This window comes from Oceanibaculum sp. (assembly GCF_022449305.1).
GTDB lineage: Bacteria > Pseudomonadota > Alphaproteobacteria > Oceanibaculales > Oceanibaculaceae > Oceanibaculum > Oceanibaculum indicum.
The window spans coordinates 72,039-81,227 of record NZ_JAKUSO010000006.1; the positions used below are offsets into that span (position 1 = coordinate 72,039).

Consider the following 9,189-nt stretch of genomic DNA (forward strand, 5'->3'; position numbering starts at 1 on the left):
CATGCTGAAACCGTTTGCCGATCATGAGGCCGCGCTGGCCGCGTGCGCGCGGGGCGATGCCGCCGCGTTGCGCGCGCTGTATGACGCGGAGGCCGGCAGGATGTTCGGGCTGGCCCTGCGGCTGGTCCGGCGGCGCGATGTCGCGCAGGATGTGGTGCAGGATGCTTTCGTCATGATCTGGCGCAATGCCAATCGATTCGACCCGGCCCGGGGGCCGGCGCGCGCCTGGATGTTCGCCATCCTGCGCTATCGCGCGCTGAGCGCACTGCGCAGGACCGGGCGCGAGGTCGAACTGGACGAGGAGGCAACCGAAGCGGTGCCGGACGAATCGCCCGATCCATTGGCATCGGTTGCGCTGATGCAGGAATCGGCGGCGCTGCGACGCTGTCTGGAGGGGCTGGACGAGCCGCGCCGCAAGCCGGTGGTGCTGTCCTTTCTCGACGGGCTGACGCATGGCGAAATCGCCGAGCGGCTGAAGGCGCCGCTGGGGACGATCAAGAGCCGCATCCGCCTGGCCCTGCGTGACCTGCAGGAGTGCCTGCAATCATGATTCCGCCTGACATCATGGATAATCCGCCGGAACGCCGGGCGCTGATCGGCGAATATGTGCTGGGCCTGCTCGACGAGGCGGATGAGGCGGCGATCCGCCAGTTGATTGAGACCGATGCGGCGGCGGAACGCGATTATCTGTTCTGGCATCAGCATTTCCTGGCGCTGGCCGATACCGTGCCGGCGCAGCAGCTCTCCGCCAGTGTCTGGTCACGCATCGAACAGGAAACCGGCTTGGCTGCCCACAAGGCAGAGACGTCCCAGTCCGGCTGGCTCCGGGGAATTTTCGGTCAATGGCGTGGCGTGGCTGCGGGCGCTGCATTTGGCGCCGTGGCAATGGCGCTGCTGGCGCTCTTCACGCCGGTCTTCGACCAGGCGCCGCCCGCTGCTGGCTATGTTGCTGTGTTGCAGCAGCCGGGCGAGAGCGCCGCGCCCGGCTGGATCGTACGGATTGCCGCGGATGGCAGGCTCACATTGTCGCCGCTGGTCGAGACCGCTTTGCCGGCTGACCGGTCGGTCCAGTTCTGGACGCTGGTGGACCCGGCGCAGGGGCCACGCTCGCTCGGTCTCGTACAGCCCGGCCAGAGTGTTGATCTGCCGGCCGAGCGCATCGGGCCGGTGATACCCGGCCAGCTGTTCGAGCTGACGCTGGAACCGCCGGGCGGCTCGCCAGGCAGCCGGCCGCCCGGGCCGGTGCTGTTCATCGGCCGCGCGGTCCAGGTGGCGTCGAACTAAATTTTTTTCATCCCATCGTCATCCAGACGCGGGGCTGGCGGGTACTCCCTGTGCAGGCCGTGCTGCCAGCCCCTTCATTGTGGGATGGGCGGCACGGTACGGGATGGAGACGGGCCGATCGGCCCCCTGATCTGCCCTCTCTCCCGGTTCTGCATGGAATTGAACCGATAATGGGAGTCCCGATCATGAAGAAGCTTACCCTCGGCCTTCTCGCCACCGCCGCCCTGCTGTCCAGCACCGCCATCGCCAGCGCCGCCAGCATCGTGGCGCTGACCAAGGATGGTTCGCTCGTCAGCCTGGATACAGAGTCCCGCATGGCGATGAAGTCAGTGAAGGTCAGCGGCACCAGTGCCGCGTTGCTCGGCATCGATGTGCGTCCGGCCAACGGCCTGCTCTATGGCGTCGATATCACCGGCGCGATCTATGTGATCGATGGCGAGACCGGTGCCGCCAAGATGGTGTCGAAGCTGGACAAGAGCTTTCCGGCCGACGGCAAGGCCACGGTCGATTTCAATCCGGCTGCCGACCGCCTGCGTCTGATGTCGAGCGACGGCACCAATTTCCGCGTGAATGTGGATACCGGCGCGGTGGTGGTCGATGGCTCGACCGCCTATGCCAAGGACGGCCCGATGATGGGCAAGAAGGCGATGGTCGTGGCCGGCGCCTACACCAACTCGGTCAATCCGAAGCCGGAGAAGACCGCGCTCTACACCATCAACCCGGACAGCGACATGCTGTATCTGCAGAGCCCGCCGAATGACGGTGTGCAGCAGCCGGTCGGCAAGTTGGGCGCGGATATCGGCCCGGACATCGGCTTCGACATCATGGCCGATGGCAAGGGCGGGAACATGGGTGTGCTCTACGCCATGGACGCGCTGCATACGGTCGATCTGAAGACCGGTGCGGTGACCACGCTGGGCAAGGTTACGGGCGTGACCGGTCCGCTGGTCGATTTTGCCTTTGTTCCGGGCATGTAAGGCGAAACCTCTCTTTGAGGGTAGGCGGGCCGGTCCTTCGGGGCCGGCCCGTTTTCCTGTCGATGACCATTGCCGCCTTTCAGCTGCCGGACTGCCTGTCAACCAGTGTGACAAATCTGCCGGAGTGCAAAAGTCTTTCGGTTTGCCAGCGGACTAGCGCTTGAAATTTCCCTTCTGCCATGTAATGCGAATGACTCTTAGTGTAATTCGCATGGGTGCCGGGGGTCGGTGCCCGTGCGGGGGTCATGAAAACCGGAAGGGGAAAGACGATGCACAGGCGTTTCGCAGATATGGGGCTGCGCACCGCGCTGATGGGGGGTACCGCGCTGCTGCTGTGCCTGGCGCTGCCGCAGGCGGGCTTCGCGCAGGACAAGAAGCCGGACGCGGAGAAGACCGAGAAGAAGGACGACAAGTCCGTCGAGCTGCGGCCGATCGATATCGAGGCGCTGCGCAGCATCACCTCCTACGAGGCGACGGAAGGCTATGTCTCCTACTTCTCCGTGGCGGCGACCAAGACCGATACGCCGGCCATCGAGACGCCGCAGTCGGTCTCGACCATCGGCCGCCAGGAGATGGAAGATCGCGGCGTGAAGACCATGGCGGAGGCGGTGCGCTACATGCCGGGCGTGACCGTCGATAATTACGGCGTCGATCCGCGCGGCTATGATTCCATCACCATCCGCGGCTTCTATTCCTCGACCACCGGGTCGTTCCGCGACGGGCTGCGCATGGACGGCAACGCCTTTGCCGCCTATACGACCGAGCCCTACGCCATCGAGCGTATCGACGTCATGCGCGGCCCCAGCGGCGCGCTGTATGGCCAGGCCGAGGCCGGCGGCGTCGTGGACCGCACGACCAAGCGCCCGAATGCCGACATGCGCCAGGAAATCAGGGTCGAGGCGGGCAGCTGGGACCATTTCCAGGGCGCCTTCGACCTGGGCGGCAAGGCGAATGAGGATGGCAGCCTGCTGTTCCGGCTGACTGGCCTGGCCCGCGAGTCGAACACCGAGTTCGATTATAATGACGGCACCTCGCAGGATAATAACCGCTTGTTCATCGCGCCGTCGCTGACCTGGAAGGGCGATGATACCGAGATCACCTTCCTGGCCGACTATATGAAGGATTCGCGCTCGCCGCTGTTCAACACCTTCGCCAACGAGACGGTTGGCCGGACCGGCGTTGTGGCCGGCGAGCCGGGCTTCGACCAGTTCCATCAGGAACAGTTCTCCATCGGCTATGCGCTGTCGCACCGCTTCGACGAGACCTTCACCTTCCGCCAGAACGCTCGCTATTTCGAGGTGAAGGTGGATTACCAGACGGTGTCGCCGAACGGGCTTTCCGCCGACAACCGTACGCTGAACCGCTATGTCTGGGCGGCCCCTGACGATCTGGCGCAGGCCGCCATCGACAATCAGCTGGAGGCGCGCTTCGACCTGTCGGGCATGCGCCACACCATGCTGTTCGGCTTCGACTACAGCCGCAGCGTGGACCGGTTCGACTACTATTCCGGTGCCGCCTCCTCGCTGGACCTGCTCAATCCGGTCTATACCGGTGCCGTCCTGCCGGATGCCCCCTACCTGTCGAACGAGCAGACTCTGACGCAGACCGGTGTCTATATCCAGGACCAGGTGAAGCTGGATCAGTGGATTCTGACGCTGGGCGGCCGCTACAGCTGGGTCGATATGGATACTGACGACCTGCTGACCAACACCACCCAGTCCTTCGAGGACAGCGCCTTTACCGGCCGCGTTGGCCTGACCTACCTGTTCGAGAATGGCCTGGCACCCTATGCCAGCTTCATCCAGGGCTTCACGCCTCGGCAGGGTACCGACCTGTACGGCCAGCCGTTCGAGCCCGAGGATTCGACGCAGTACGAAATTGGCGTGAAGTACCAGCCCGCCGACTATAACGCGCTGTTCACCGCCTCGGTCTATCACCTGACCAAGACCAATGTGCAGACCCGCGATCCGGCGGACATCAACAACACGCTGCAGACCGGCGAGATCGAGGTGCGCGGCCTGGAGCTGGAAGCCAAGGCTGGCCTGTTCCGCGGGCTGGACCTGACGGCGGCCTACGCCTATACGGATGCTGAGGTCACGGAGAGCAATGACGGCAATGTCGGGCTGAGCCCGGTGCTGATCCCCGAGCACACTGCCTCGCTGTGGGCCGTGTACAGCCTGCAGCAGCCGGAACTGCGCGGCCTGCGTGTCGGCGGTGGCCTGCGCTATGTCGGCAGCGCCTATAACGACACGCTGAACAATTCGAAGAATCCGGATTATCTGCTGGTCGATGCGCTGGTCAGCTATGCCTTCAACGAGAACATGACCTTCGACCTGAAGGCCTCCAACCTGCTGGACGAGGAATACACCACGACCTGCGCCTTCGGTGCCTGCTATTACGGGCCGGGCCGCTGGGTGACCGCTGGCATGACCTACCGCTGGTAGGGCTCTAGCCCTCGATATCGGCCGCGATGCGCAGTTCTCGCAAGGGGCGCACGCGGTCGATGGAGCGCTGATAGAGCGGGTCTTCCTTGTAGCGATCCAGTGTCGCCTGGTTCGGGAACTCGCCATAGACCACCAGATCGACCTCGTTGCCGAACAGGTCGCGGCGCAGATTGCGCTTCACTTCCAGCAGGGACGGGTAGGGGCTCTGCGTCAGCAGTTTCAGCCCCTCCTCAACCTCGTCCAGCTGCGCCGGGTCCTTCACGGAAAAGAACACGATGTGCCGGATCATTCTGCCGGTGCTCCTCAGGCGGCGTTGCGCTGTGCGTCGTGAAGATGGCACTCGACGCTGCTGCCGTCCACCGACAGCGGCCGCGGGGCGACCTGCCGGCAGACATCCATCACCTTCGGGCAGCGCGTATGGAAGGTGCAGCCGGACGGCGGGTTGATCGGGTTGGGGAAGGTCGCGCCCAGCTGCGCGTCCGGCACGCCCTTGCCCGGCTCCGGCGTCAGTACGGAGGCAAGCAGCGCCTCGGTATAGGGATGCTTGGGCGCGCGGAACAGCGTGTCGGTATCCGACTGCTCCACGATGCGGCCCAGATACATGACCGCGACCGAGGTCGCCATATGCTCCACCACCGCCAGATTATGGCTGATCAGCACATAGGTCAGCCCCAGCTCGCCGCGCAGATCCTGCAGCAGGTTCAGGATCTGCGACTGCACAGAGACGTCGAGCGCCGAGGTCGGCTCGTCGCAGATCACCACTTCGGGCTGCATGACCAGCGCGCGGGCGATGGCGACGCGCTGGCGCTGGCCGCCCGACAGCTGGTTGGGATAGCTGTCATAGACCCGCTTCGGCAGGCCGCACAGGTCCATCATGCGCTCGACCTTGCCGCGCCATTCCGACGGATCGCCGACGCCATGCACGCTGAGCGGCAGGGTGATGATGGTGCCGATGGTCTTGCGCGGGTTCAGCGAGGAATAGGGGTCCTGGAAGATCGGCTGGATGCGCCGGGCGATCTGCTTGCGGGTGAAGGCGGTGGTCGCCTGCCCGTCGATCCGCACATCGCCGGAGGTCGGCGCCTGCAGGCCCAGCAGGATGCGCGCGAAGGTGGACTTGCCGCAGCCGGATTCGCCGACCAGCCCCAGCACGTCGCCTTTGTTCACCTTCAGCGAGACGCCGTTCACCGCATGCAGCGGCTTCTTCGGCTTGAACATGCCCTGGCGCACCTGGAAGGTGCAGTGCAGGTCGCGGGTCTCAAGAACGGGAGGTATGGCCGAAGTCGTGGTGGCGGTCATCACGCGACCTCCTTCGCGTTCTCTATGCATTGCTCGGCGCTCAGCAGGCAGCGATAGCCGCGGCCGGGCGCGATCTCGGTCAGGGGAACGTCCACGCTTGTGCAATCCTCGAAGGCATAGCCGCAGCGGATGCGGAAGGCGCAGCCCTGGATGTCGCCGATCAGCGACGGCACGATGCCGGGGATCGATCCCAGATGCGCGCCGCGCTGGGTCTTGCCCGGCACCGGGATGCAGCGCAGCAGCCCCTGCGTATAGGGATGCATCGGGTTCTCGAACACCTCGTTCACCGTGCCGCTCTCGACGATCTGGCCGGCATACATGACCGCGACCTTGTCGGCGACGCGGGCGACGATGCCAAGATCATGGGTGATCAGGATCATGCCCATGCCGAACTCCTTCTGGAGTTCGATCATCAGGTGCAGAATCTGCGCCTGGATGGTGACGTCCAGCGCCGTGGTCGGCTCGTCCGCCAGGATCAGCTCCGGCCCGCACATCAGCGCCATGGCGATCATCACACGCTGGCGCAACCCGCCGGACAGCTGGTGCGGATATTGGCCTAGCCGGCTGGCCGCCGCGGTGATGCCGACCTTCTCCAGCAGGTGGATGGCGCGGTCCCGCGCCTCCTTGCGGGAGACCTTGCGGTGGCGCAGCAGCGCCTCCTCCAGCTGGTTGCCGATGGTGTAGGCCGGGTTCAGGCTGGTCATCGGCTCCTGGAAGATCATCGCCATCCGGTCGCCCCGGATGTCCGACATTTGCGACTGGCCGCCGCGCGACAGGTCGATGCCGTCGAAGGCCAGCTTGTCGGCGCTGCGGATCGCCTTGGGCGGCAGCAGATCCATGATCGACAGCGAGGTCAGCGACTTGCCGCAGCCGGATTCGCCGACGATGCACAGCGTCTCGCCGCGTTCCACCTGGAAGCTGATGCCGCGCACGGCATGCAGCGTGCCGGCGGCCAGCGGGATATCGACGCGGAGGTTCTCGACTTCGAGAAGAGCGGCCATCGGGTCAGCTCCGGTTTTCGGGGGCGGTCACGTCGCGCACACCATCACCCAGCAGGTTGATGGCCAGCAGCAGCGCGAACAGGCAGACGCCGGGAATGGTGATGAGCCAGGCCTCGAACAGCAGGTAATCCTTGCCTTCCGAGATCATCAGGCCCCAGGAGGGCAGGGGCGGCTGAACGCCAAGGCCGAGGAAGCTGAGCGCGGCTTCCAGCAGCACGGCATGGGCGACTTCCAGCGTCGCCACCACGATCAGCGGGTTCATCACATTGGGCAGGATTTCCGAGACCAGGATGCGCCAGGTCGAACAGCCGGCTGCCGAGGCGGCGGCGACATAATCCAGCGAGCGCACCTGCATGGTGGCGCTGCGCATGACCACCGCATAGCGGTCCCACAGCAGCACGCCCAGCACGGTGACCACGATGGTCAGCGAATTGCCCAGCATGGCGACCACGGCCAGTGACACCAGGATGACCGGCATCGACAGGCGGCAGGTGATCAGGAAGGTGACGACCAGATCGACACGTCCGCCGAAATAGCCGGCGGCGACGCCCATCACCGTGCCGATGACCCCGGAGATCAGCGCCGTGGCGAAGCCGATGAACAGCGAGATCTGCGCGCCGTACATGAGGCGGGAGAGATAGTCGCGGCCCAGCCCGTCGGTGCCCAGCGGATGTTCCCAGCTGCCGGCATCGGTCCAGACCGGCGGCACCAGCCGGTTGCCAAGACTCTGCGCGTAGGGATCGTGCGGCGCCAGCAGCGGGGCCAGCAGCGCCACCAGCAGGATGAAGCCCAAGATGACGGCGCCGATCATGACGCCGCGATGGCCGAGGATGCGCTTGCGCAGCCGCTGACCCGGGGTGGGGCCGACAATGTCCTCGGCGGCGGGAATGGTGATTGCTGCCATCGGTCAGCCTACGCGGATACGGGGATCGAGCCAGGCGTTCAGCAGGTCAGCCAGGAACGTCAGCACGATATAGATGAGGGAGAACACCAGCAGGATTGCCTGCACCGTCGGCAAGTCGTAGCGGCGGATCGATTCCCAGGCGAGGTAGCCGGTGCCATGCAGGGCGAAAATGGTCTCCACCACGATGGAGCCGCCCAGCATGAAGCCCAGCTGCACGGCGGACAGGCTGACCACCGGGATGATCGCGTTGCGCAGCGCATGCTTGAACAGCACGGTGCGCGGCTTCAAACCCTTGGCGCGGGCGGTACGGATATAGTCCGCGCCCAGCACCTCCAGCATGCCGGTACGCGTCAGGCGCATGATCGCCGGCGTGGCGTAATAGCCCAGCACGATGGTCGGCATGATGAAATGCACCCAGCTTTCCGAGCCCGAGGGCGGCAGCAGCGGGTACATGAAGGAGAACACCATGATCAGCAGCAGCGCGAACCAGAAGCTGGGCAGCGCCTGGCCCATGACCGACATGGTGAGCGCCAGCCGGTCGATCATGCTGTTGGGATAGCGCGCGGCCAGCACGCCCAGCGGGATCGACAGGATGATGGCGAACAGGATGGCCGACAGGCCCAGCCCCAGCGTCACCGGCAGCCGCTCGAAGATGAGGTGGGTCACCGGCACCTTGAAATAGAAGCTGGTGCCGAAATCGCCCTGCAGCGCGCGCCCGACCCAGGCGAAATACTGTTCGTGGATGGGCCGGTCGAAACCGTACTGCACGCGGATTGCCTGGATCGCGGCGTCGTCGGCGCTCTCGCCGGCGATGGTCGTCGCCGGGTCGCCGGACAGGAACAGCAGTCCGAAGCTAATGAGGGAGATCGTCAGCGCCACAAGCAGCGCCACGATCAGCCTTTTTGCGGTGTAAATCAGCATGTGCCGGGGTAATGCCCTATCTGAAATCGATCCGGGCGGCATGACCGGCATGCCGCCCGGAACTTAGTCTATAGCGGATAGCCGCCGGTTACTTCCAGGAAGCCGTCCAGAACCGCGGGATTTCGTCGGCCGTCGGCTTGAAGTCGAGGTCGTTCGAGATCGCGTAGTTCGTGGTGTAGGTCCAGGTCGGCACCCAGTAGGCCTGGGCGGCGATCTTCTGCAAGGCCTTCTTGTACAGCTCCTTGCGCTTCTCCTGGTCCAGCGTGGAGCGCGCAGCCTGCAGCCAGCCCTGCACTTCCTCGTCCTTGGACATGTCGTCCGGCAGGCCGCCGAAGAACACCGGCAGGATGGCGTCCACATCG

Annotated in this window: 9 protein-coding genes and 1 pseudogene; 4 read left to right on the forward strand and 6 right to left on the reverse strand. The window is 65.0% G+C overall.

The annotated features are described in order from the left end of the window. Position 1: 1 nt before the first annotated feature. The 4 genes from MK313_RS03965 to MK313_RS03980 all read left to right on the forward strand — a co-directional run bounded on the left by MK313_RS03965 (position 2) and on the right by MK313_RS03980 (position 4,705). On the forward strand, positions 2-550 hold the full coding sequence (locus MK313_RS03965; protein ID WP_287780196.1) for a sigma-70 family RNA polymerase sigma factor: 549 nt from the start codon (positions 2-4) through the stop codon (positions 548-550). Beyond that, positions 547-1,284 (forward strand): anti-sigma factor domain-containing protein, encoded by a 738-nt coding sequence (locus tag MK313_RS03970; protein WP_287780197.1) that lies wholly within the window; start codon positions 547-549, stop codon positions 1,282-1,284. Before MK313_RS03965 ends, MK313_RS03970 begins: the two co-directional genes overlap by 4 nt. Before the next feature lie 185 nt (positions 1,285-1,469). Continuing rightward, entirely contained in the window at positions 1,470-2,261 is a 792-nt protein-coding gene (locus MK313_RS03975; RefSeq protein WP_287780198.1) for a DUF4394 domain-containing protein, read from the forward strand. 269 nt (positions 2,262-2,530) lie between these two features. Next, entirely contained in the window at positions 2,531-4,705 is a 2,175-nt protein-coding gene (locus tag MK313_RS03980; RefSeq protein WP_287780199.1) for a TonB-dependent siderophore receptor, read from the forward strand. Between the two features lie 4 nt (positions 4,706-4,709). Here the strand turns inward: MK313_RS03980 and MK313_RS03985 are convergent, their stop codons facing one another. The 6 genes and pseudogenes from MK313_RS03985 to MK313_RS04010 form a co-directional block, all read right to left on the reverse strand. After that, positions 4,710-4,994 carry a Dabb family protein gene (locus MK313_RS03985; protein WP_121216918.1) on the reverse strand — a complete coding sequence of 95 codons (285 nt, stop codon included), beginning with the start codon at positions 4,992-4,994 and terminating at the stop codon, positions 4,710-4,712. A gap of 14 nt (positions 4,995-5,008) precedes the next feature. Continuing rightward, positions 5,009-6,001 carry an ABC transporter ATP-binding protein gene (locus tag MK313_RS03990; protein WP_008942766.1) on the reverse strand — a complete coding sequence of 331 codons (993 nt, stop codon included), beginning with the start codon at positions 5,999-6,001 and terminating at the stop codon, positions 5,009-5,011. Beyond that, positions 6,001-7,002: an ABC transporter ATP-binding protein gene (locus MK313_RS03995; RefSeq protein WP_287780200.1), complete on the reverse strand. Its 1,002-nt coding sequence runs from the start codon at positions 7,000-7,002 to the stop codon at positions 6,001-6,003. Before MK313_RS03995 ends, MK313_RS03990 begins: the two co-directional genes overlap by 1 nt. 4 nt (positions 7,003-7,006) lie before the next feature. Beyond that, a complete protein-coding gene (locus MK313_RS04000; protein WP_287780201.1) occupies positions 7,007-7,906 on the reverse strand; it encodes an ABC transporter permease in 900 nt (299 codons plus the stop codon). A gap of 3 nt (positions 7,907-7,909) precedes the next feature. Then, complete coding sequence (locus MK313_RS04005; protein ID WP_008942763.1) at positions 7,910-8,827, reverse strand: ABC transporter permease; 918 nt, start codon at positions 8,825-8,827, stop codon at positions 7,910-7,912. An 88-nt stretch (positions 8,828-8,915) separates the two neighbouring features. Continuing rightward, positions 8,916-9,189: pseudogene (locus MK313_RS04010) on the reverse strand (ABC transporter substrate-binding protein); the annotation flags it as partial.

What these genes read in the sequence shown, in the direction of transcription:
- MK313_RS03965 (WP_287780196.1), top strand. Translation starts at nt 2, where the DNA reads ATGCTGAAACCGTTTGCCGATCATGAGGCCGCGCTGGCCGCGTGCGCG.
- MK313_RS03970 (WP_287780197.1), top strand. Translation starts at nt 547, where the DNA reads ATGATTCCGCCTGACATCATGGATAATCCGCCGGAACGCCGGGCGCTG.
- MK313_RS03975 (WP_287780198.1), top strand. Translation starts at nt 1,470, where the DNA reads ATGAAGAAGCTTACCCTCGGCCTTCTCGCCACCGCCGCCCTGCTGTCC.
- MK313_RS03980 (WP_287780199.1), top strand. Translation starts at nt 2,531, where the DNA reads ATGCACAGGCGTTTCGCAGATATGGGGCTGCGCACCGCGCTGATGGGG.
- MK313_RS03985 (WP_121216918.1), bottom strand. Translation starts at nt 4,994, where the DNA reads ATGATCCGGCACATCGTGTTCTTTTCCGTGAAGGACCCGGCGCAGCTG.
- MK313_RS03990 (WP_008942766.1), bottom strand. Translation starts at nt 6,001, where the DNA reads ATGACCGCCACCACGACTTCGGCCATACCTCCCGTTCTTGAGACCCGC.
- MK313_RS03995 (WP_287780200.1), bottom strand. Translation starts at nt 7,002, where the DNA reads ATGGCCGCTCTTCTCGAAGTCGAGAACCTCCGCGTCGATATCCCGCTG.
- MK313_RS04000 (WP_287780201.1), bottom strand. Translation starts at nt 7,906, where the DNA reads ATGGCAGCAATCACCATTCCCGCCGCCGAGGACATTGTCGGCCCCACC.
- MK313_RS04005 (WP_008942763.1), bottom strand. Translation starts at nt 8,827, where the DNA reads ATGCTGATTTACACCGCAAAAAGGCTGATCGTGGCGCTGCTTGTGGCG.